Below are 23499 nucleotides of genomic sequence, written 5' to 3'. Positions count from 1 at the left end.
GTGACAGGCTCTAACGGTTCTCCTCTTTTGACCATGGCACGCAAGCAGGCCAGCCGCGTCAAGCGCAGACTGATGCCCACCCCGGCCGAGGGCGCGTTTCACGGTCACGTCGAAGGTATGCAAAGCGATGGCACCCTGCGTGGATGGGCTTACGAGCGTGTGACCAAAAAGGGCCGTGTGGCGGTGGGCGTCTTCAGCGGCGACACAATGCTGGCTGCGGGCTATGCCGATATCAGCCGCGCCGATGTGCAGGACGCCCACGGTTGCGAACGCGAGTGCGGGTTTTCATTCACCGTCACCGACCAGATGTTCCGCACGATCCAAAAGGCGGGCGGCCACATCAGCGTGCGCACCATGGGGTCGAACGAACAGACTCTGGGGCAGGTCGAGATCGTCATCGACACCTCGGACCCCGATCCCCACAAGGGCGATCTGAACGCCTGCGCCCATGTCCTGTCGAACGAGCTGGCCGAACTGGCGCTGCTTCTGGAAGATGTGCCCGAAGACCTGCGCGCGGGCACGGCCCCGCTGCCGGCCATTACGAAGCCGCCCTTCAAGCAACATGAGCTGATGTCTTCCAAGGACGGGATCATCCCCGAAGTGGGCGAAACCGGCCATCCTGCCTATCTTGACTATGTGCGCTATCGCTACCGTATGGACGAAAGCTTTCGCGTGGCCCCCGGTCTCGAAGCGGCAGACCGGTTTCTGTACTGGTATCTGGTATCCTATCGCAGTCAGGAAAAGCGCCGCGTTCCGCTAAGCGCCGAGGTGCTGGACTATCTGAACGCGCCGCTGGTGATGGGTGGGCAGAACTATGCGCTGAGCCGGATCATGTGGTGGCGCATGTCGGGCCGTCCCGACATGATGGCGAACATCAACCTGAATGACCGCGACAGCTATCTGGATACGCTGTTCTGGTGGGCGCATCAGGATGCGCCGCATATGTATTTCGAAGATTGCCTTGTGCCCGACCGCTACGCCGACTTCCTGCGCGGCGTACACCCGTCGCGCCGCTCGGATGCCTATCCGCTCAGCTATTTCACCGAACGTTTCTTCAAGGACACGCCGCGCCTGCATTTCCTCAAGCCCGGCACCGCCGAAGGGCGCAAGACGCTGGCGTTGTCGATGCTGGTGATGGGCGCCAAACGTCCCGACCTGTTGCGCTATATCCCGCGCGACATCATCAACCGCCTGCTGGCGGCGGGTGCGGATGGTGGCCCGTCTGATTTCGAAAACTTCGTCAACGCGCTGCGCGCCAAGCTGCCCTTGCCCGAGGCCGAGCAGGACGAAACGCGCGACAATGACGACTCGCTGGAAATGCAGGGGCCGATCACGATCACCCGCGACAGCTATACCGCGGCGCTGCGTGCCAAGCATTTCGATCTGGCCAGCCACAGCTTCATGACCCGCGACCAGTCGGGCAACCGGTTCGAAGCGGCCGCAATGCCGCCCGTGGACCCCGACGCGCGCACTGTCGATGTGCAGTTGATCGGCCCGCTGGCCAAAGCCTCGGGGCTGGGTCAGGCCACGCGCCTGTCCGCCGACATCCTGCGCGCCACCGGTCTGGACGTGCGCGGTGTCGATTTCGACCTGGACAACCCCGCGCCCGAAGGGTTTTCGTCGGACACGATGATCGAGGACTATGGCCCGGCCAAGATCAACATGATCCACCTGAACGCCGAGTCGATCCCGCTGGCCTTTGCCTATCAGCCGGATGTCTTTTCCGAAGCCTACAACATCGGCTATTTCTTCTGGGAGCTCGATAAGCCTGCCTATTGCCATTACCTTGGCATGGAGATGCTCGACGAAATCTGGGTGTCGACCGAATACGGCGTCACGATCTATGAAAAAGACGCGAACGGCAAACCGGTGGTCAATGTCGGCATGTGCTACGAGGAAAACACCGACATCGAACGCGCCGACAGCCGCGATTTTGTCGAACGGCGTTTCCAGTTCAACAGTTCGCATTTTGTCTGCCTCGTCGCCTTTGACAGCTTTTCGTTTGTGCAGCGCAAGAACCCGGTCAACGTGCTCAAGGCCTTTCAAAAGGCGTTCAAGGGCGTGCCGAACGCCCGTCTGGTGGTCAAGACCCAGAACCGCGACAGCGTGTTCGATACGGTGCAGGTGAACCTGTGGGATCAGGTGGACGCCATGATCAGCACCGACCCGCGCATCATCGTGATGAACGAAACCCTGTCCTACCGCGATCTTCTGCGGCTCAAGGCCGGATCGGATGTCTATGTCTCCCTGCACAAATCCGAAGGCTGGGGCTTTGGCATGATCGAGGCGATGAACCTTGGCGTGCCGGTGGTGTGCACCGCCTATTCGGGCAACATGGATTTCTGCTCGGACGAAACGGCGTGGATGGTCGATTATGAAGAGGTGCCGCTGCGCCAGGAAGAATACATCTTTGTGCGGCGCGGATCGGTCTGGGCCGAACCTTCGGTGGATCACGCAGCCCAACAGCTGCGCGCTGCCTATGACAACCCCGAACAGCGGGCGGCCAAGGCACAGGCGGCACAGGACTATATCAAGGCCAACTTCTCGACGACCGCGATCGCCGAACGCTATGGCGCACGGCTGCGCGAGATCCTGAAGGGTCGCTGAGATGGGGATAGGAAGACGCCCGGCGATCGAGAGCCTTTATCAGTATAACAGCTCGTTCGACGCTGTTGCAGTAATCGACCTGGCCGCACGGCATGGCCTGACGCCCACCCCGGGTGTCGTGACAAATTTTATCGGCGCGCAAATACCGCCGCAGGTTCATCCGTCCCGGCTGATGGAACTGGCGGGCACCGTGGAAGGGCCACCCGATCCGGGCAACTGGCACGCAGACATTGCGGAATGGGCCGCAGCCTTGCGCTGCGTGAACCAGTCAAAGGATACGTTCCGCATTATCGAACTGGGCTGTGGCTGGGCCTGCTGGCTGACCAACACCGGCGTTGCTGCGCGCAATGCCGGTCTCAAGGTTGATCTGATCGGGGTCGAGGGCAACGCGCAACATCTGGACAATGCGCGCGAAACATTGGCGCTGAACGGCTTTGATGCGCAGGATTACACGCTGTTCCACGGCATCGCCGCTCCGAAAACGGGTCAGGCGCTTTTCCCCGCGCCCAATGCAGACGAACGTATCTGGAATGGCGAAGCGGTATTTTACCCCGACGCCGCGACACTTGAACGCGCCAAGGCCGACCCGGCGGTGCAGGTGCTTGACTGCTATCCGCTGAGCGAGTTGTCGCAGAACCAGCGCGTCGATCTGTTGCATATCGACATTCAGGGCGCCGAGCGCGACTATGTACTGGGCAATTTCCCTGACATCCGTCGCCATGTTGCACGGATTCTCATTGGCACACACTCGCGCCAGATCGAAGGTCACCTGACCGCGCATTTTCTCGCCGCCGGATGGCGACTGGAGATGGAACGTCCCGCCCTTGTACGCATCCAAAAGGGGCGTCCGAAATTAGCAATCGACGGGGTCCAGATGTGGGCCAATCCCCAACTTACGCCAGACCTAACATGAGCCCGCAGGACACCGCACCCGACATGCCAGCAGTCAGCCAAGAGGCAATCATAGATGCCTACCAAATGTTTCTGGGGCGCTCTCCCGCAGAAATATCGACTTTGAATTTTGACAGTTTCGATGCCTTGATCTCGAACCTGTACCGTAGCCAGGAGTTCCGGGCGTCGCCACGCTCGCGCAAGAACGCTCTTAGGTGGCCCGAGGCGCAGTATTTCGTGGCACCCAAGCAGAAGGTGATCTATTGCCCCATCGGCAAGAACGCCTGTTCTTTCTTCAAACAGGCGATGGTCAAGCTTTCAGGCTATCCGCATCAGAAAACCGTTCTGCGCAGTGTGCATTTTCTGACCGACCACGTCAAAACCGGTATGCAACTGTCGGATTACGCGCTTGAAGATGCCCAAGGCTTTCTCGCCGATCCCGACATGTTCCGGTTCGCCATTCTGCGCGATCCGGCACGGCGCCTGCTCAGTGCCTATATCGAGAAATTCGTGAAAAACCGCACAGAGCACGCAAATGTCACCTTCCACACCGGTCCGGTGGTGCGCGCGATACAGTCCGCCGAGGGAATGACAGAACCCGATTATGCGCGCGGCATTTCGTTCCAGGCTTTTGTAGATCACGTTGTCGCCATGCCACAAGAGCGGCTTGATCCGCACTGGCGCCCCCAGCATCTGTATCTTGGTGATCACGACTGGCCCCATCTTTACACTTTCGACAATCTGGCCCGCGCTGTCACGGATCTGGAAGAACGCTCCGACGTTGCGCTTGACGCCCCGCCTGTGAACCGTTCTGGTAGCGGCGTCGGTACGAACCACGAAGGTGCACAGGATATGTTGCCTGCCGCCCTCGAAAGCCTGCCTTCGCTGGCTGAAGGGTCATTTCTGACCCCGGAAATCCGTGCGAAGCTGTTGGCCTATTACTCCACAGATTACGAACTGATTAACGCTGTTGAATGAGGACTATTTAATGATCACTCCCATCCTTCTTTGTGGTGGCTCCGGCACGCGCCTTTGGCCACTGTCGCGCAAAAGCTTTCCAAAACAGTTCGCAGACATCATGGGCGATGAAAGCCTGTTCCAGGCCTCGGCCAAACGCTTCTCTGGCGAGGGCTTTGCCGATCCTATTCTGGTAACGGGCGACAGCTTCCGTTTTATTGTGGGGGAACAGCTGGACGAATGCGGGATTACCGCCCAGGGCACGCTGATCGAACCCGAAGGGCGCAATACCGCCCCTGCCGCAGCCGCTGCTGCCGTGTTGTTGGCACAAAGTGATCCGCAGGCGTTGATGCTGCTGGTGCCGTCGGATCACGCTGTTGCTGACGCAAATGCCTTTCGCGCCGCTGTCACCGCCGGTGCCGCGGCCGCCCGCGAGGGTCAGATTGTCACCTTTGGCATCGCCGCCGACCGCCCCGAAACTGGCTTTGGCTGGTTGGAAAGCGGTGCCGAGACGCACCCGCAGGTGATGAAACTGGAACGCTTCATTGAAAAGCCGGACCAGGCCACAGCCGAAACGTTATTGGCCGACAAACGCTATCTGTGGAACGCAGGTGTGTTTCTGGTACGCGCCGATGTGATGGTCGACGCCTTTCGCGCCCATGCACCCGATGTTTTGTCTGCCGTCGAGGCCGCCATGACCGCGGCCACCCAGGATCTGTCCTTTACCCGCATCGACCCCGAAATCTGGGCCACGGTGCCCGACATCTCGATCGACTATGCCGTGATGGAAAAGGCCGCCAACGTCAGCGTCGTGCGCTTTGACGGAAAATGGTCCGATCTGGGCAGCTGGGAAGCTGTATGGCAGGAAAGCGAGCAGGACAACGCGGGCAACGCGCTGACCGCGCACACGACTGCGTTCAATTGCGAAAACACCCTTCTGCGCTCGGAAAGTGACGAAATCGAGCTGGTTGGCATCGGGCTGAAAAACGTGGTCGCTGTGGCGATGCGTGACGCGGTGATGGTGGCGGATATGTCCGACAGCCAGAACGTCAAGAAAGCGGTGTCGGTGCTGAAAGAACGCAAGGCCAAACAGGCCGTGCAATTCCCCGTCGACCACCGCCCGTGGGGCTGGTTCGAAACCCTGATCCTGTCTGAACGGTTCCAGGTCAAACGCATTCACGTCAACCCCGGTGCAGCGCTCTCCCTGCAAAGCCATCACCACCGCTCGGAACACTGGATCGTAGTGGCCGGTACGGCCAAGGTCACGGTCGATGATGAGGTCAAGCTGCTGACCGAGAACCAGTCGGTCTATATCCCGCTGGGCGCCGTGCACCGCATGGAAAACCCCGGCAAGGTGCCAATGGTGTTGATCGAAGTGCAAACCGGCAGCTATCTGGGTGAGGATGACATCATTCGCTACGAGGATGTCTACGCGCGGACCTGAACCGGTCGGCGCGTTTGAACAAGCAATTCCTCGCGTCACAGCGCGCACTATCTAAATTACGTATTCTTGGGGGAAGCCCACCTGGCAGAACATTAAATTTATCACATGGCGAGTTTCTCACGGTCTGGTGAAACGCGAGTGCAACGATGCTTGAATGGTCACCCGAACATCGAAGTTGTCCACCAGATTAGGGTCTGGACCCATTAATTTAACGTTGTCAGCGGCAATTTCGCGAAATTTCAGTGGTTTGGGTCGTGCTGCCAATCCCCTCTCGTGACATTTGCCATGCAAATGCACTGCCGGGCAGTGGTAGGTTCTATTTGCAAGCGGCCCAAGCCACTGAAATGAAGTGAAATTGCCGCCCGTCGCTCCGTAGGAGCGCTTAATAATATCCGTAGGTGCGCTTAATAATATTGGCACGCCTTCGGCGTGACGGGTTTGACGGATTTTCCCGCAGCCCATTGCCCGGCAGGGCATTGCACAGCAATGTCCCGAGAGGAGGCGGCGCATCTGTTTGAAATAGAACCACTATTCCTGCACAGATGCTCCTTCTCAGCGGAAAAATCTGTCAAACTGACGACGTAATATTAATGGGTCCAGACCCACGCAACGGTTTTGTTCTGATCCGCAACCCATTTTCGATAGTTGCAAGTGCCTTTCGCGATACGCCCGCAAAAGATCAGGCCGAGCGGCAAAGGAACCAGCAAGTACGTTGGTCACGCACGATCGACCCGCTGATGACGCCGTCAATGCTCAAAGGGCCTACCATTTTTGGTTTCCTATCGCTCTATGCCCGCAAAATGATGCACGACAAGAAATCGAATTTCCCTGTCGTGAGATATGAAGATTTTATTCTCGCCCCCGAAACTTCTCTGCGCCGGATTGTCGGTCATTTAGGGCTGGCCTGGCACGACGGCGTTTTGCGGTCGCATGAGATGTATAAGGTCGGCAAAATCGGTCACGGCGGCATCAAGTTGTGGCAACCCATCCATACCAAATCGGAAACCAAATATAAGAAATTGTCCGATGGCGCCAAGTCGATCACCTATAGCCTGACCCACGAGGTTCTCGAAGCTTACGGCTACTGCCGGGATGGGAAAAACCTGATGCTCAAGGATATAGACGAGGGTGACAGGCCCTAAAACCACCGCCCCACCGCCATGAGCGCAATCGTATCGCCGGTGCGGGCGACATAAGAGAATGTGGTGTAGGCCCAACTGGTTGTAGAGGTGGCGCGCCCGTTGACCCAGATATGTCCGGTATTCACAGAACTGCCTGCCCCTGCCACAATCGTTCCCGACGCAAATGCGGCGGGGTAATCCAGAGATGTTGGTGAGCCGCGAAAAATCGCGCCTGCACTGATATCGGTATCAACGCCTGAAACTTCGCGGGTGCAAATCTGGGTGCCGTCGGCAAAGCGGACGTAGTCGCCGCTGGCATTGCTGCCGCGTTCGATCACGGCACCGGTTGCGGCCCCACCCACCTGTGACACCGTGCCTTGCAGGTCGCCGCGGCTCAGCACCTCCTGTCCCGCCACTGTGGCCCCTTGGGCAAAGTCGACGATCCCGCTGGCCGCGTCCGCACGCAACGCGGTTTGCCAGCCGGACCCGTCAGCACTGACCTTGATGGCAAAATCATCATCCCCCGCCAGCCCCATTTCCGCGCGTCCCGAAAATCCGGTCTGATACAGCAGGCTCGCAGTGTCGCCCGCTGCGGCCTTGTTCACCTTCAGCTGATGGCCCGCACCTTCGTGGTTCAGCAGGGTCGCGGGGGCGGAAATGCTCAGCCGGTTGGTGGTATCGGCGGTGGCATTGATGCCCAGTTGCTGCGTGGTTTGCGCCGGGGCCGACCATCCGGTTGCTGCATCGAATACAACGGCACCCGCAGGGCTCAGCACCTCGGCACGCCAGCCGGTTTGCGGGGGAACAAAGAACCACCCCCCCTCTTGCCAAACCGCGATATTGCCCGCCTGACCGGCCCATGCGCCGCTGCCGGGTTCTGCCACGATATAGCGCGCCCCGATCTCGGGGGCGCCAGGGGGCGTGTCCTGATCGGCCGTGACCACAACCAGCTGCACAACCGCATCCAGCACCCGCAGGGCTTCGTTGTGGGTAACGTGTTTTTGCGACTGCGCCGCTTGAATAAAGGGTAGCGACAAAACGGGAGATGTGTCGGACATTGGGTGCTCCTGAGCGGATGATTGCTGGCGGGCACTATTCCGGTGCAGGCTTAACATCGCCCTGCCACAGCGCACGTTCCCCGATCGCACCGCGCAACACCTGCGGCGGCCCTTGATGCTGTGGCGGGTGCAGGGCATAGAAGGGGCAGAACAACGGATGGACCCACTATGCCCCCCAAATTTGGCACCAGCGGCCTGCGCGGCCTTGTCACGGAACTGACCCCGGAGCTGGTAAGCGCCTATGTTCACGCCTTTTTGCGCGCCTGTCCGCAGGGCAGTGCGGTGCATGTGGGGCAGGATCTGCGCCCCTCGTCGCCGGCCATCGCGGCCAGCGTGATTGCTGCGGTGCGTGCTGCGGGTCTGACCGCCATCGACCACGGGGCCGTTCCCACACCGGCACTGGCGCTGGCGTCGATGCAGGCAGGCGATGCGGCGGTCATGGTCACCGGCAGCCACATTCCCGCCGACCGCAACGGGTTGAAATTCTATGTGCCCTCCGGCGAGGTGTCCAAGGCTGACGAAACGGCCATTCTAGCGGTGCTTGAAACTGCGTTCACCCCTTCCGCAACTCAGGGCGGCCATGAAACCCACGAAAAGGCCCTACCCGCCTATGTCGCCCGTTACAGCAACGCATTTGGCGCCGATGCGCTGAGCGGTCTGCGGGTGGGCGTTTACGAACACAGCTCGGTTGCGCGCGATGTGATGGGCGAAATCTTCCGCAGTCTGGGGGCAGAAACCGTGTCGCTGGCCCGCTCTGATGTCTTTATCCCCGTCGACACCGAAGCGGTTGATCCCGCCACCCGCGACCTGCTGGCGGGATGGGCGCGCGACCACGGGTTAGATGCAATCGTATCCACCGACGGCGACTCCGACCGCCCGATGCTGGCGGATGCAAAGGGGGTCATCGTGCCGGGTGATCTGCTGGGGCCGATCACCGCCGCCATGCTGGGGGCTGACACTCTGGTCACGCCGGTTTCGTCCAACACCGCCATCGACGCGATGCCACAGTTCGCCGCCATCACCCGCACCCGCATCGGCAGCCCCTTTGTCATCGCCGCAATGGAACAGATGCTGCAAACCGATCCGGCAACGCAGGTCGCAGGCTATGAGGCCAACGGCGGCTTTCTGCTGGGCTTCGACGCCAACGGCCCCGCCGGTCCGCTGCCACCGCTGATGACACGCGACAGCATCCTGCCATTGGTCGCGCCGCTGGCCGCAGCACGCGCCGCCGGCCAAAGCCTGTCAGAGCTGGTCGCCGCCCTGCCCCCGCGCTTTACCGCAGCGGACCGCGTGCAAGAGGTGCCTTCCGAACAATCAAGCGCGCTGATCGCGACGCTGTCGGACAGCGCCAACGCCCGTGCCGATTTCTTTGAAGGCGTCGATGCCGAGCAGGCCATCGACCTGACCGACGGGCTGCGCGTTACCTTCAAGGACGGTGCCGTTGTGCACCTGCGCCCCTCGGGCAACGCACCGGAATGCCGATGCTACGCAGAAGCGGGCAGCGCCGACGCGGCGTTGACGCTGGTTAACGTGCATCTGGCCAAACTCAAGGCAAGGCTGGGTTAAACATGACAGACCGTTTCGGTATCACCGTTCAGGACATTCTGGACCCGGCCCGCATCCTGAATGCGCAGGAAGATACGGCAGTTCGCGCTCAGCTGCGCCGGGCATTGTGGTTTCGCGGAGCGGCCGCCCGCAGTCTGACCCAATTCACCCTCAAGCAGATTGCCCCATTAAACCTTTCGACACTCATGCAGCACGCGGCGCTATGCGCCGAAGCAGACCAGATGGAGAATGCATTGCGCTTGACCAACAAGGCGCTCGACACCCACGCAGACGCCTTTGCGTTCTGGGGTTATGCGGGTCTGCTGGCAAATGTTGCACCGTTCAAACCCTCGTTGCGGGAACGCTATGCTCCGACGCTGGAAGAACTTCTCAGGTTTCGCCGTAATATGGGGGGATTTGCGGACGCGATCCGCTCTGGCGCACGCATATGCGTTGTGGGCAATGCCCCCACGCTTGACGGCAGCGGACGAGGAGAGCAGATCGACGACCATGATCTGGTTATTCGATTCAACAACTTCCGGGCGGGTGGCACGCGCACTGCCGATGTCGGCCAGAAAACAAACATCTGGGCCCGTACACCGACGCTTCTGGGCAACTGGCGCCGCGAAGGGCAGCACTTTGATCTGGTGGTCGCGCCTGGCGACCCAGTCTGGTGGCGCAGCCCTGCGGGACTGTCGTTCGCCCGCGAGGCCACCCATTCGGGCATTCCTCATGATGCAATCGACCCGCTTACCTATTTCGAGATAGCCACTAAAGTGGGCAGCAAACCCTCCAGCGGGATTTCACTTTTGGGTTGGATACGCGCGCTGCGGGGCAGTCTGCTTGACATTTCGATCGAAGGCTTCCAACTGGATGATCAGCCCACGGGCGGTAACACAGCCTATTTCTCGGACCCCCCACGCTTGACTCCGACGCCCCACGACTGGGACATCGAAAGTGCCCTGCTGAAACAATGGCAGGCCGAAGCTGTTGAGACACCAACGGTAAAAGGCCAATCAAAATGAAATTTGGCGTGCTGCATTTCAGCTATTCTCGATTCGGCCATTTTGAGCGCGAGTACGCTGCAACGGGGAAGTTTTCGGTCAATTTGGGTGATTATATGCAGACTCTCGCGGTGCGCCGACTGTATTCTCGCCTCGGCATCGACGATGCACAGATCGTCCCAATCGACCGCGAAACGCTTTCCACCTATGATGGTCCGCCGGTTTTCTTGCCCATGAACGCCTGTTTTTATCATTGGTGCTTCCCGCTCCCGCCCGCGATCACGCCAATCTGGATCGGATTTCAGGCCCGCAAAGAATTGATCGTCAAACACAGCGATTTTTTCCGGACCCAGGGCGCCATCGGATGCCGCGATAGCGCCACCGCGGCGCATTTCACAGCACTTGGGATCGACAATTTCATAAGTGGTTGCCTGACGCTTTCCCTGCCCCCACGCGCAGCCGCCCCTGATGCAGCTACCGCAAGAATCCTTTGTATTCATGGAACCAACGCAGGTCGGCTGCCAGGGACGCTGCTGCCTGCGATTCCAAAGGACATGCTGGAACGTATCGAATTCGTCAGTCAGCGTCGGGACATGACACATTTTCCGCTGACGCCCGAGGATTGTGCCGACCTTGAGGCCCTAACGACAGCGCTGCTGCAACATTACATGGACACTGCTGAACGGATTATTACCCCGCTGCACCATGCCACGACACCCTGCCTGGCATCGGGAATTCCTGTGGTCCTGTGCCGTGCAGAAGCAGATGATCGGTTTAGTTGGCTCAAAGACCTGATGCCCGTCTATGTGGCGCCAGATTTTGATCAGATCGACTGGTCTGCTCCTCTGGTAGACATCAGCGAAATCCGCAACGCCCAGATCGACCGCTTTGCATCTTTGCTTGAGGCCGCCCGACAACAGGCCGAGAATGCGGGGCAGTCAGGCTGAGCTGGCAGGCGATTTCGGTCCACGCCCCTACGCAAGCATGAACATGTCCTTATAGGCGTCGCGCAGCAGGTTCTTTTGCACCTTGCCCATGGTGTTGCGCGGCAGGCTGTCCACCACGACCAGCCGGCGTGGGTGTTTGAACCGTGCCAGCGGTCCCTTGACGGCCTCCATAATCGCATCTGTGTCCGGCGACTGGCCCGGCTGCGCCACCAGAACGCCCACAACCGTTTCACCAAAATCAGGATGCGGCACGCCGATCACAGCGCTTTCCAGCACGCCGCCTTGTTCGTCCAGCACCAGTTCGACCTCTTTGGGATAGATATTGTAACCGCCCGAAATAATCAGGTCCTTGCCCCGGCCAACAATGCTGACATAGCCCGCCTCGTCGATCACTCCCAGATCGCCGGTGATGAAAAAACCGTCGGCACGCAATTCATCCGCAGTTTTTTCGGGCATCTGCCAATAGCCCTTGAACACATTCGGCCCGCGCACTTCAATCACGCCGACCTCGCCCTGTGGCAAGGTCTCGCCGGTTTCGGGGTTGGTGATCTTCAGTTCGACCCCCGGCAAGGGAAAGCCCACGGTGCCCGCGCGGCGTTCGCCCGCGTATGGGTTCGAGGTGTTCATATTGGTCTCTGTCATGCCATAGCGTTCCAGAATGCGCTGACCGGTGCGGGTTTCAAACTGCACATGGGTCTCCGCCAGCAGCGGCGCCGACCCCGAAATGAACAAACGCATGTGCGCGGCCGCCTCTTTGGTAAAGCGCGCATCATCCAGCAGGCGGGTGTAAAAGGTAGGAACGCCCATCATCGACGTGGCGCGGGGCATCTGGGCCAGGATCTCGTCCAGATCGAAACCGGGCATGAAGATCATGCTGCCACCCGCGACCAGCGTCACATTGGTGGCCACAAACAGCCCGTGCGTGTGGAAAATCGGCAACGCATGTAACAGAACGTCATCCGCGCTGAACTGCCATTCCTGCGCCAGCGTCTGCGCATTTGACAACAGGTTGCTCTGGGTCAGCATCGCCCCTTTCGAACGGCCCGTGGTTCCCGAGGTATACAGAAACGCCGCCAGATCGTCGGCATTGCGCGCCACGGTGTCAAAGCTGTCGGGCGCAGCCGCCGCCTTGTCCGTCAGCGATCCGCCGCCATCAGCGTTCAGCGTTTCAACCTTGGCACCCAGCCCTGCGGCCACAGGCGTCAGCGATGCGGTTTTGCCCGCGTCGCAAACCACCAGTGCCGCGCCGCTGTTTTCAATGAAATAGGTCAGCTCGTCGGTGGTATAGGCCGTGTTCAGCGGCAAGAACACCAGACCGGCCTGCGCACAGGCAGCACACAGCGCCAGCGCCTGCGGAGATTTGTGCACCTGCACCGCAACCCGCTCCCCCGGCGACAGGCCCAGCCCCGTCAGCACATGCGCCAGCTGCGCGGTTTGCGCCAGAAAATCGCGATAGGAAATAACCGTGCCATCGACCAGATGCAGAAACGGCGCATCGCGCCCGGCGTGTTTGCCAAACAGGTTATCATAAAGGGGGTTGGCCATAGGGTTACCTTTCCGCGCTGGTCGCGTTGGCGAATGTTTTGGCCAGCGAGGTCACCTCGGAACTGGCGACGATCTTGCGTTTGGCCGCAAAGTTTTCGTGGTTTACCGCAACTTGGGCAAGATCATAAAGATAATTTACCATCACACCGCCCGATTGTGCCGCACCGTTGTCCGAGGCATCGGCATCGGCATGCACCGCATGTACCAGCGCGCCATTGCCCAGATGGAAGCGGGCCACCGGATCAAAAGGCGCATCGCCGTGCCCCTTTGCCTTTAGCAGGTAATACGCGGCAAGGGCGCGGCGGGCTTCGGGATCGTCAGGCATCTCAATGCCTTCTTGATCGGCCCATTTTGTCAGCAAGGGGATCGGGGACAGGGTGACAAAGGTTTTCACCCGCTGCAACTCTGACGACAGATCCGCCGCCACTTGTTTGATCAGTGAATTGCCGAACGAAATGCTGGCCAGCCCTGCCTGACAGTTCGAAATAGAATAGAATACGGCGGTGTCGCAGGCTTCGGGGTCCAATGCGGCGCGGTCTTCGGCCAGCAGTGCCTGAACCGAACCGGGAATGCCCTTGGTCAGCGCCACTTCGACAAAAATCAACGGCTCGTCAGGCATGGCCGGATGGAAAAAGGCAAAGCAGCGACGGTCTTGCGGTTGCAGGCGGCGGCGCAGGTCGTCCCAGCTGTGAATGGCGTGCACCGCTTCATAGGCAATGATCTTTTCCAGAATATGTGCGGGGCTTTCCCAGTTGATCGGGCGCAGCACCAGAAATCCGCGGTTGAACCACGACATGAACAAATGCCTGAAATCCAGATCAAGCGCGGCCAGTTCCGGGTCATCCCCCGCCAGGCGCAACAGGTCGGCACGCATCCGCACCAGCGCACCGGTCGCCCCCGGCACCCGGTTCAACCGGCGCACCAGTTCCTGCCGCCGTGGTTCCGCCGCGCCCATAAAGGCGCGATAAGTCAGCTTGGACGGCGCCTGTTCATAAGCGTCCAACGCCGAACGCACGGCTTCGGGGTCAATGTTCATGTCCCGCGCAAGGTGACGCAGGAATCCCAGCTTTCCGCTGTCATCCAGACTGGCGTACTGTCCCAGAATGTCCTGTGCCAATGCCTGTTCCGAGGTTTCCCCCGCACTGCCCAGCAAATCGTCCATCAGACTTTCGATCGGGCGCGACGATGTCCGCCCCTGACCGATGTTCCGGTAGCGCCGCTCGAACATGGTGGAAAGCAAATCGGCAAGAATGGTCATTGTTCAAATCCTCGTCGCGTAAAAACACGCCCCAAACAGGGTCGCATTGCGGCGCGCAGACGCCGGTGCTGCCTCAATCATAGGCCCATCCTGTTTTTTAGGTCAATATTTTTGTATACAAGATAATAATTATTGCTTCCCTCAAATCGACGGTCTAGCGTTTTGAACCATGGAACAACGCAGTGCGGTAAACATCGCAAGCTCACTGGAGCATATGATTTTCAACGGCAACTTTGCCGACGGTGACAGGCTGGACGAGGTGCGGCTGGCCGATCAGTTCGGCGTCTCGCGCACCCCGCTGCGCGAAGCGCTGCAACGTCTGGAAAGCTCGGGCCTGGTCACGTTGATCCCGCGACGCGGTGCCTTTGTGCGCCAGCCCGGACCGCTGGAGCTGCTTGAGATGTTCGAGGTCATGGCCGAGCTGGAAGCCGTCTGTGCCCGACTGGCCGCACGGCGTATCTCGGATGCAGCCTTTGACGAACTGCGCCTGGCCAATGCACGCTGCCGGGTCGCCGCGGACGCGCAGGACGCAGACCTGTATTACACCGAAAACGAGCGGTTCCACGCCACGATCTACCGCGAATCGGGCAACAGTTTTCTGGAGCAGGAAAGCCTGAAGCTGCAAAAACGCCTGCGTCCCTTCCGGCGACAGCAGCTGCGCTATCGCGGGCGCATGGCACAGTCGCTGACCGAACACGAGGCAATCGTTTCGGCGCTGATGTCGGGCGATTCCGATGCGGCGGCCGATGCGTTGCGCAGCCATGTTGCCGTTCAGGGCGAGCGGTTCCACAGCCTGATGGCAAGTCTCAAAACCGCCGCATCCTGATCGCCTGTCACAAGAATCCCGACAATCTGCGCGTGAACGCCCCCGCTGGCAGCGGGTAAGAACAGGTTTCTCGCACAGGTCTTTGCCGCAACGCGGCACCTGAAATCCGCCCCAATGCACAAAAACACAGCGCGGCTGGTCAAGCGCGCCCCGAGAGAAAAAAGATTCAATATTCACTTGACCAATTACAAGTTGCCGATGTTGTATACAAAAAGAAGAATAAAAAACACAAAACACTCACTCCAACCGCGAGGACAAGATGACATTTAGAACATTGATGACCGGCACCGCCCTGACTTTGGCCGTTGCCGCACCTGCCTTTGCCAACAAGGCAGACGACATCCTGCATATGGCCGTGACCAAAGAACTGGAATCGGTCGACAACTATTACAACTCTGCCCGCGAAGGCATCCTGTTCACGCGTGGCGTCTGGGACGGCTTGCTGTATCGCGATCCCGTTTCAGGCGAGATGAAAGGCAATCTGGCGACCGAATGGACATGGATCGACGATGTCACGGTTGAATTCAAACTGCGCGAAGGTGTGAAATTTCACAACGGCGAGGCGTTCAACGCCGACGATGTCGTCTATACCATCAACTACGTTGTGAACCCCGACAACGGCGTCAAGGTCATGACCAACGTCAGCTGGATGAAAGGCGCCGAAAAGGTCGACGACTATACCGTGCGCGTCAACCTGAACGCGCCTTTCCCGCCGGCCGAGGATTATCTGGCCAGCGTCGTCGTCATGTATCCCAACGAATATTACGCCGAGGTCGGCCCCAGCGGCATGGCTACCAAGCCAATTGGCACCGGCCCCTTCAAGGTCGACAAGGTCGAGCCGGGCAAACGCTACGAACTTAGCGCCAATCCCGATTATTACGACAGCCCAAAAGGCAAGGCGAAGGTTGGCAAGATCGAGATCAAAACCATCCCCGATATGAACACTCAGGTGGCCGAACTGTTCAACGGCGGTCTGGATTTCCTGTGGAACGTGCCCGCCGATCAGGCCGAGAAACTGGCGCAAATGGATAACCGTTTCGACGTGGTCAATGCCCAGGCGATCCGCGTGGGCTATATCACCATGGATGCGGCAGGTGCGGCTGATCCCGACGGGCCGATGACCAAGCAAAAGGTGCGTCAGGCGATCTATCACGCCATCGACCGTCAGGCGATTGTCGACGCGCTGGTCAAAGGATCTTCGCAGGTGGTGAACGCAGGCTGCGCCCCGATCCAGTTCGGCTGTGACCTCAGCGTGACAACCTATGACTACGACCCCGAAAAAGCCAGGGCGTTGCTGGCCGAGGCCGGCTATCCCGACGGTTTCGAAATCGACTTCTACGCCTATCGTGACCGGCCCTATGCCGAAGCGCTGATGGGGTTCCTGAACGAGGTCGGCATCACGACCAACTTCAACTATCTCAAATACGCCGCCCTGCGCGAAAAGCGCGAGAAGAAAGAAGTCGCAATTTCGTTCCAGACCTGGGGGTCCTATTCGCTGCCCGACGTGTCGGCCATCACGGGTGAATTCTTTACCGGCGGCCCGCTGGACGATGCACATGACCCCGAAATCATGGACTGGGTGAAAAAGGCCGGTTCGATCACCGACCGCGCCGAACGCCAGGCACTGTATTCCATGGCACATGCCAAAATCGCGGATCAAGCGTACTGGGTGCCGCTGTGGACATACAACGTGAACTATGTGCTCAGCAAAGAAGTCGACTTTACGCCCACGGATGATGAAGTCATCCGTCTGGCAGACTTCGCCTGGAAGTAACCTTTGACGGGCCGCGCAGCCTATGTTGCGCGGCCCGTGCCTGTTTCTTTGCCCGGAAGGTGACGCACAATGGCCGTCTTCATACTTAAACGTCTTGGCCTTGCCTTGCTGGTGGCCCTGACCGTTTCATTCATCAGTTTCAGCCTGTTGTTCATGGCGGGCGATCCGGCTGTGGCCATTGCCGGCGAAAACGCCAGCTCGGAAGATATCGCGCTGGTCAACGAACGCTACGGCTTTGACCGGCCGATGATCGTACAATACGGCGACTGGCTGGGCTCGGCGGTCACCGGTGATCTGGGCGATTCATGGTATTTCGACATTCCCGTGACCGAGCTGATTGCCGACCGGCTGACCGTCACCATGAAGCTGGGCCTGTTCGCCATCACACTGGCGCTGGCGGTGGCGATTCCGCTGGGGGTTGCCGCGGCGGCCAATCCCAATTCGCTGATCGACCGCTTTGCGCTGTTTCTGTCGGTGGTCGGCCAGGCCATCCCGTCGTTCTGGTTCGGTCTGATCCTGATCGTGATCTTTTCGATCAAGCTGCGGCTGCTGCCCGCGTCGGGCAATGAAACATGGGCGCATTTCGTGCTGCCCACGGTCGTGCTGGGCTATTACGCCACCCCTGCCATCATGCGTCTGACGCGGGCAGGGATGATGGAAGTGCTGTCGTCCGACTATATCCGCACCGCGCGCGCCAAGGGGCTGCGCACCCGCAAGGTGATGTTCAAACACGCCCTGCGCAACGCGATCATTCCCGTGGTCAGCCTGGCCGCGGTGCAGATGGGCTTTATGCTGGGCGGCTCGATCGTCGTCGAAACCGTCTTTGCGCTGCATGGGGCCGGCTATCTGGCATGGGAATCCATCGCGCGGAACGACCTGCCGACGATGCAGGCGCTGATCCTGATCTTTTCCACCTTCTATATTCTGTTCACCTTCCTGGCTGACGTTCTGAACGCCTGGCTGGACCCACGGCTGCGCGTGGGCTGAGGATAGACATGACCGATACAACCACATCCGCCGACCTGCCCGTGCAGGCCCCCCGCGACAAACCGCTGACACCCGCTCAGGCCATGCGCAAACGCGCGCTGCGCCACAAGGGTCTGATGTTCGGTGCCGTCGTCATGCTGATCGTCGTGGGCATCGCAATCTTTGCCCCGCTGCTGACCCAGTTCGACCCCTACCAGCAAAGCCTTATGGCGCGCATGAAACCCCCGGTGTTTCTGGGCGGCACATCCGAACACTGGCTGGGCACCGACGGGCTGGGCCGCGACTTCTGGGCGCGGCTGGCATATGGCGCGCGCATCTCGCTGATGATCGGCATCATGGCCGCTGTGATCTCGTGCATCATCGGGTCGACGCTGGGCATTCTGGCGGGCTATTTCGGTGGCCGCGTCGACATGATCGTGACCTTCCTGATCAACGTGCGTCTGGCCATGCCCGTCGTACTGGTGGCGCTGGCCGTTGTGGCGCTGTTCGGCGGCTCGCTGGTCGTTGTCGTTTCGGTTCTGGGTCTGCTGCTGTGGGACCGCTTTGCCGTGGTGCTGCGCTCGGCCACAATGCAGGTGCGCAAACAGGAATATGTCGCCGCCGCCGAAGTGCTGGGCGCCTCGCTGCCGCGCATTCTGGTCAAGGACATCCTGCCCAACGTGATGAACCACCTGATCGTGATTTTCACGCTGGAAATGGCCCACGCCATCATCCTCGAGGCGGCGCTGTCCTTCCTGGGCCTTGGCGTACAACCGCCTACCCCGTCCTGGGGCCTGATGATTTCCGAAGGCAAGGACATGCTGCTGTTCGAACCCTGGCTGATCACCATTCCCGGCGTCGCGCTGTTCTTTCTTGTCCTCGCCATCAACATGCTGGGCGACGGCCTGCGCGATGTCACCGCACCAGAGGGGCGCAACTGATGACCGATCCCATCCTGTCCATCAACAACCTGACCGTTGACCTGCCCAAGGCCGCCGACCGCGCCCATGCTGTCGAAAACCTGTCGCTGCAAGTGATGCCAAAGGAAATCGTCTGTATCGTGGGTGAAAGCGGCTCGGGCAAGTCGATCACCGCCTTCACCACCATGGGCCTGCTGCCACAGGCGCTGAAACCCTCGCAGGGGGAGATCCGCTTTGACGGGCACGACCTGCTGAAGCTGTCCAAGCGCGCGCACAGCGCCTTGCGCGGGCGTCGCATGGCGATGATCTTTCAGGAACCGATGTCGGCGCTGAACCCCTGCTATACCGTGGGTGACCAGATCGAGGAGATGTTCCAGCAACACACCGATCTGGGCGCGTCCGAACGCAAGGCCCGCACGATCAGACTGCTGGAAGAGGTCCACCTGCCCGACCCGCCGCGCGTCTACAACTCCTACCCGCACCAGCTTTCCGGCGGTCAACGCCAGCGTATCGTGATTGCGATGGCCCTTGCGCTGGACCCGGCCCTGCTGATCGCGGACGAGCCGACAACCGCGCTGGACCTGTCCACGCAGCAACAGATTTTGCACCTGTTCAAGGAACTGCGCGAAAAGCATGACGCGGGCATCATGTTCGTCACCCACGACTTTGACGTGGTGGCCGAAATTGCCGACCGCGTCGTGGTGATGCAGCACGGCAAAATCGTCGAACAGGGCACCGCCGAAGAGGTCCTGAACCGTCCGCAACACCCCTACACCCGCCTGCTGATCGACGCCGTGCCGCGCCGCACCCGCGACGTGCCCGAACCGATCACCAGCCGCGAAGTGCTGAAGGTGTCGAACCTGAACAAGACCTACCACGTCGCTGGCGGCATGTTCCGTCCCTCGCGGACGGTCCACGCCTGCAAGGACGTCAACTTTACCGTCCATCAGGGCGAAACCCTGGGCATCGTGGGCGAAAGCGGCTCGGGCAAGTCGACGCTGGTCAAATGCCTGATCCGTCTGGAAGACCCCGAAAGCGGTGTGGTCTCGGTCGAGGGCAAGGACATTGCCCTGATGTCGCGCCACGACCTGCACCCCTATCGCAAGCACATCCAGATCGTGTTTCAGGACCCCTACGGTTCGCTCAACCCGCGCCGCACCATTGGCGACCAGCTGGTCGAAGGGCCGGTGAACTTTGGCGAAAACCGCGCGAAGGCCATGCAACGTGCCCGCGAGCTGATGAAGATCGTGCGGCTCGATCCCGAGGTGCTGAACCGCTATCCCAACCAGTTCTCGGGCGGTCAACGCCAGCGGATCTGCATCGCACGCGCCCTGATGGTCGAGCCGAAAATCCTGATTGCGGACGAGGCGGTTTCGGCCTTGGATGTCTCCGTGCAAAAGGAGGTGCTGAAATTGCTGAATGAAATCCGCGACCGGATGGGGCTGACCGTCCTGTTCATCACCCACGACCTGCGCGTCGCCGCCCAGGTTTGTGACACGCTGATCGTCATGCAACAGGGCGATGTGGTGGAACGCGGCACCGTCGAACAGGTCTTTGGCGCGCCGTCGCACCCCTATACCAAAATGCTGTTGGACGCGCAGCCGGGCAAGCATTGGGTGGTGCCCGATGTCTCTACCCTGCCCCCGGCCGTCGCATGAGCGGGTCGTTTTCGCGCAGCCAGCAGACCCGCAAGCCGGGTGTAACGGCCACCTCGGGCGGTGTCGTCGCAGCCCAGCATGTGCGCGCCGCCGAAGTCGGGGCCGAAGTCCTGGCCGCAGGCGGTGACGCGGTCGACGCCGCCGTCGCCGTCAGCTTTGCCATCGGCGTGGTCGAACCGTGGATGTCCGGCCCCATGGGCGGCGGTGCCATGATGCTGTGGCGCGCCGACGAAGGTCGCGCCCATGCGCTGAACTATGGCATGCGCTCGTCCGCCACGCTGGACGTGTCGCATTATCCGCTGTCGGGTGCCGGCAAGGCATCGGACCTGTTCCCGTGGGAGGCCGTGGTCGAGGACCGCAACGTCACCGGTGCCACCTCGGTCGCCGTCCCCGGCACGATGGCAGGCATTTCCGCAGCACACGGCCGCTTTGGCCGAATGCCATGGGACACGCTGCTGGCCCCCGCCGTCGATCTGGCCAAACGCGGGTTGCATGTGGATTGGTACACGGCCCTCATCATCGCCTCCAGCGCCCGCGATCTGGCGTTGGACCCCGATGCCGCCGCGCTTTATCTTGATGACGGCGTCTGGCCCAAGGGCTCCGGCTGGACCGCGCTGGCCGATCAGCGGCTCGACCAAAGCAAGATGGCCGAAACGCTGGAACAGCTTGCCCGCGAAGGCGAAGAGGCATTCTATCGCGGCGACATCGCCGCCGCCCTCGTGCGCGATGTCACAGACAAGGGCGGCTTCCTGTCGATGGACGACATGCGCGATTACAGCGTCACATGGTCCGATCCGCTGGCGATCCCCTTCCGCGATGGCACCATCCACGCCATGCCCGGCCTGACCGCAGGCCCCACGCTGGCCGATGCGCTGACACGCTGGCAGGATGGCTATGACGCCGCCGATGCCGACAGCCCCGCCGCCTATGTCGCCCGCGCCAACGGGCTGCGCGCGGCCTATGCGGACCGGCTGACCAACATGGGTGACCACGACAGCGCCAAGGCCCCCGGCTGTACCACGCATTTTTCCATTGTGGACAGCGCCGGCAACATGGTGTCGATGACGCAAACGCTGCTGTCGCTGTTCGGCGCCAAGGTGGTGTCGCCCTCGACCGGCCTGAACCTGAACAACGGCATCATGTGGTTCGACCCCGAGCCGGGCAAGCCGAACTCGCTGGCCGCTGATAAAACCTGTCTGATGAACGTCTGCCCCGTCGTGGGCGAAACCCCCACCCGCCGCTTCGCGCTGGGGGCGTCCGGCGGTCGCAAGATCATGCCCGCGGTGGCGCAGATCAGTGGCCACCTGATGGAACAGCGCATGTCGATGCAGGACGCCATCGAAGCGCCGCGCATTGACGCCTCGGGCGGCGCGCAGGTTGTGGCAGACGAACGGCTTGCCGGTCCCGTGGCCGACGCGCTGTCGGAGAATTTCCCGCTCGCGCTGGCGCAACGGCTGCCTTTCCCCTTTGCCTTTGCCTGCCCCGCAGGGGTGATGCGCGAGGGCACCAGCAACTCCGGCACCACGGAAACCATGTCCCCCTGGGGCGATGGCGTGGCTGAACCCGAACACAAAAAGGCCCCTTGAATGACCCTGCAAGACTCTGCCCGCGCCAATATCGAAATCTATTTCGACGATGGTGATTTCCAACGCGAGCTGGCAACGCTGGTGTCGCGCCCAACAGAAAGCCAGGACCCACGCGGCAAGCCGCACCTGCACGCCTATCTGCACGACGACATGGCCCCGATGCTGGAAGCCATGGGGTTCACCTGCCAATTTCACGACAATCCCGTGCCCGACGGCCCGCCCATCCTGACCGCCGAGCGGATCGAGGATGCAAGCCTGCCCACGGTTCTGACCTATGGCCACGGCGACGTGGTGCGCGCGCAAGAGGGCCAGTGGCGCGAGGGGCTGACCCCGTTCGAGCTGATCGAGGAAGACGACCGCCTGTACGGGCGCGGTGCGGCGGACAACAAGGTGCAGCACCTGATCAACCTGCGTGCAATGCAGGCGGTGCTGAAGGCGCAGGGCCACTTGGGCTTTAACGCCAAGGTCATCATCGAAATGGGCGAAGAGGCCGGATCCCCCGGCCTGAAGGAATTCTGCACCGCCAACGCCGGCCTGCTCAGCGCGGATGTGTTCATCGCGTCCGACGGCCCGCGCCTGCGCCCTGCCGCGCCCACGATCTTCACCGGATCGCGCGGCGGCGTCAGCTTTGACCTCGAGGTCAACCTGCGCGAGGGCGCCAACCACTCGGGCAACTTCGGCGGCCTGCTGGCGGACCCCGCCATGATCCTGTCGCACGCCTTGGCCAGCATCACCGACGCGCGCGGCCAGATCCGCGTGCCGGAGTGGCGCCCGACCAGCCTGACCCCCCGCATCCGCGAGGTGCTGGCCGCCCTGCCCGCCCACGACACCGGCATCGACCTGGACGCCGATTGGGGCGAGGCGGACCTGACCCCGGTCGAGCGTGTGTTCGGCTGGAACAGCTTTGCCATTCTGGCCATGACCGCAGGCGTGCCCGCCGCGCCCGTCAACGCCATCGCCGGATCTGCCCGCGCCACCTGCCAGTTGCGGTTTGTGGTCGGCACAGAGGTCGACGACATCCTGCCCGCCCTGCGCCGCCATCTGGACCGCGAAGGCTTCGACAAGGTCAAGATCGTCGCGCACAGCCGCAACAGCTTCCCCGCGACACGGCTGGACCCCGACCACCCGATGGTCCGTTTCGCCACCGCGTCGATTGAAAAAAGCGTGGGCACAGCGCCGGACATCCTGCCGAACCTTGGCGGCTCGCTGCCCAACGATTGCTTTGCCGAGGTGCTGGGCCTGCCGACGATCTGGGTGCCGCATTCCTATGCGGGTTGCTCGCAGCACGCGCCCAACGAACATATCCTGAAATCCCTGTCGCGTCAGGCGTTGGTGGCAATGACCGGACTGTTCGCCGATCTGGCCGAACAAGGCCTGCCAAAGGATTGATCC

Annotated in this window: 18 protein-coding genes; 15 read left to right on the top strand and 3 right to left on the bottom strand. The window is 60.9% G+C overall.

Annotated elements, in window-relative coordinates; genetic code table 11:
• Positions 1 to 33 precede the first annotated feature (33 nt).
• The 5 genes from DSM107133_RS18865 (at position 34) to DSM107133_RS18845 (ending at position 7041) form a co-directional block, all read left to right on the top strand.
• Positions 34 to 2607, top strand: a complete 2574-nt coding sequence (locus DSM107133_RS18865) for a glycosyltransferase (protein WP_162792114.1) — start codon at positions 34 to 36, stop codon at positions 2605 to 2607.
• Position 2608: 1 nt separating this feature from the next.
• Positions 2609 to 3520: an FkbM family methyltransferase gene (locus DSM107133_RS18860; RefSeq protein ID WP_114294759.1), complete on the top strand. Its 912-nt coding sequence runs from the start codon at positions 2609 to 2611 to the stop codon at positions 3518 to 3520.
• Complete coding sequence (locus tag DSM107133_RS18855) at positions 3517 to 4476, top strand: sulfotransferase family 2 domain-containing protein (RefSeq protein ID WP_162792113.1); 960 nt, start codon at positions 3517 to 3519, stop codon at positions 4474 to 4476. The genes DSM107133_RS18860 and DSM107133_RS18855 overlap by 4 nt, the downstream gene beginning before the upstream one ends.
• A gap of 10 nt (positions 4477 to 4486) precedes the next feature.
• A complete protein-coding gene (locus DSM107133_RS18850; protein WP_114294757.1) occupies positions 4487 to 5899 on the top strand; it encodes a mannose-1-phosphate guanylyltransferase/mannose-6-phosphate isomerase in 1413 nt (470 codons plus the stop codon).
• Positions 5900 to 6441: 542 nt separating this feature from the next.
• Positions 6442 to 7041 carry a sulfotransferase domain-containing protein gene (locus tag DSM107133_RS18845; RefSeq protein WP_114294756.1) on the top strand — a complete coding sequence of 200 codons (600 nt, stop codon included), beginning with the start codon at positions 6442 to 6444 and terminating at the stop codon, positions 7039 to 7041.
• On the opposite strand, the gene DSM107133_RS18840 is transcribed toward DSM107133_RS18845, so the two are convergent.
• Positions 7038 to 8078 carry a DUF2793 domain-containing protein gene (locus DSM107133_RS18840; protein ID WP_162792112.1) on the bottom strand — a complete coding sequence of 347 codons (1041 nt, stop codon included), beginning with the start codon at positions 8076 to 8078 and terminating at the stop codon, positions 7038 to 7040. The two genes, DSM107133_RS18845 and DSM107133_RS18840, sit on opposite strands and share 4 nt — an antisense overlap.
• A 168-nt stretch (positions 8079 to 8246) precedes the next feature.
• Here DSM107133_RS18840 and DSM107133_RS18835 point away from each other — a divergent pair, with 168 nt between their 5' ends.
• From DSM107133_RS18835 to DSM107133_RS18825, 3 genes are read left to right on the top strand one after another with little or no spacing between them, the layout of a single operon-like run.
• Positions 8247 to 9644, top strand: coding sequence for a phosphomannomutase (locus tag DSM107133_RS18835; protein ID WP_114294754.1), 1398 nt, complete (start codon positions 8247 to 8249; stop codon positions 9642 to 9644).
• A 2-nt stretch (positions 9645 to 9646) separates the two neighbouring features.
• Positions 9647 to 10648, top strand: a complete 1002-nt coding sequence (locus DSM107133_RS18830) for a glycosyltransferase family 29 protein (protein WP_114294753.1) — start codon at positions 9647 to 9649, stop codon at positions 10646 to 10648.
• Positions 10645 to 11574: a hypothetical protein gene (locus tag DSM107133_RS18825; protein WP_114294752.1), complete on the top strand. Its 930-nt coding sequence runs from the start codon at positions 10645 to 10647 to the stop codon at positions 11572 to 11574. The genes DSM107133_RS18830 and DSM107133_RS18825 overlap by 4 nt, the downstream gene beginning before the upstream one ends.
• Positions 11575 to 11601: 27 nt before the next feature.
• On the opposite strand, the gene DSM107133_RS18820 is transcribed toward DSM107133_RS18825, so the two are convergent.
• Positions 11602 to 13119, bottom strand: a complete 1518-nt coding sequence (locus tag DSM107133_RS18820) for a malonyl-CoA synthase (RefSeq protein WP_114294751.1) — start codon at positions 13117 to 13119, stop codon at positions 11602 to 11604.
• A gap of 4 nt (positions 13120 to 13123) precedes the next feature.
• The gene (locus DSM107133_RS18815; protein ID WP_114294750.1) at positions 13124 to 14377 is read right to left on the bottom strand and encodes a malonyl-CoA decarboxylase; all 1254 of its coding nucleotides are present in this window, start codon (positions 14375 to 14377) and stop codon (positions 13124 to 13126) included.
• Between the two features lie 169 nt (positions 14378 to 14546).
• On the opposite strand from DSM107133_RS18815, the gene DSM107133_RS18810 reads away from it, so the two are divergent.
• The 7 genes from DSM107133_RS18810 (at position 14547) to DSM107133_RS18780 (ending at position 23496) form a co-directional block, all read left to right on the top strand.
• Positions 14547 to 15203 (top strand): GntR family transcriptional regulator, encoded by a 657-nt coding sequence (locus DSM107133_RS18810; RefSeq protein WP_114294749.1) that lies wholly within the window; start codon positions 14547 to 14549, stop codon positions 15201 to 15203.
• A 259-nt stretch (positions 15204 to 15462) separates the two neighbouring features.
• A complete protein-coding gene (locus tag DSM107133_RS18805) occupies positions 15463 to 16977 on the top strand; it encodes an ABC transporter substrate-binding protein (protein WP_114294748.1) in 1515 nt (504 codons plus the stop codon).
• A gap of 69 nt (positions 16978 to 17046) precedes the next feature.
• A complete protein-coding gene (locus DSM107133_RS18800; protein ID WP_114294747.1) occupies positions 17047 to 17964 on the top strand; it encodes an ABC transporter permease in 918 nt (305 codons plus the stop codon).
• Positions 17965 to 17972: 8 nt separating this feature from the next.
• On the top strand, positions 17973 to 18884 hold the full coding sequence (locus tag DSM107133_RS18795; RefSeq protein ID WP_114294746.1) for an ABC transporter permease: 912 nt from the start codon (positions 17973 to 17975) through the stop codon (positions 18882 to 18884).
• Positions 18884 to 20521 (top strand): ABC transporter ATP-binding protein, encoded by a 1638-nt coding sequence (locus DSM107133_RS18790; protein WP_114294745.1) that lies wholly within the window; start codon positions 18884 to 18886, stop codon positions 20519 to 20521. Before DSM107133_RS18795 ends, DSM107133_RS18790 begins: the two co-directional genes overlap by 1 nt.
• Entirely contained in the window at positions 20518 to 22107 is a 1590-nt protein-coding gene (locus tag DSM107133_RS18785; protein WP_114294744.1) for a gamma-glutamyltransferase, read from the top strand. The genes DSM107133_RS18790 and DSM107133_RS18785 overlap by 4 nt, the downstream gene beginning before the upstream one ends.
• Entirely contained in the window at positions 22108 to 23496 is a 1389-nt protein-coding gene (locus tag DSM107133_RS18780; RefSeq protein ID WP_114294743.1) for a M20 family metallopeptidase, read from the top strand.
• The last annotated feature ends 3 nt before the right edge of the window (positions 23497 to 23499 follow it).

This window comes from Pseudosulfitobacter sp. DSM 107133 (assembly GCF_022788695.1).
In the GTDB taxonomy this organism is placed as follows: domain Bacteria; phylum Pseudomonadota; class Alphaproteobacteria; order Rhodobacterales; family Rhodobacteraceae; genus Pseudosulfitobacter.
This window is presented reverse-complemented; position numbering and strand designations above follow the sequence as displayed.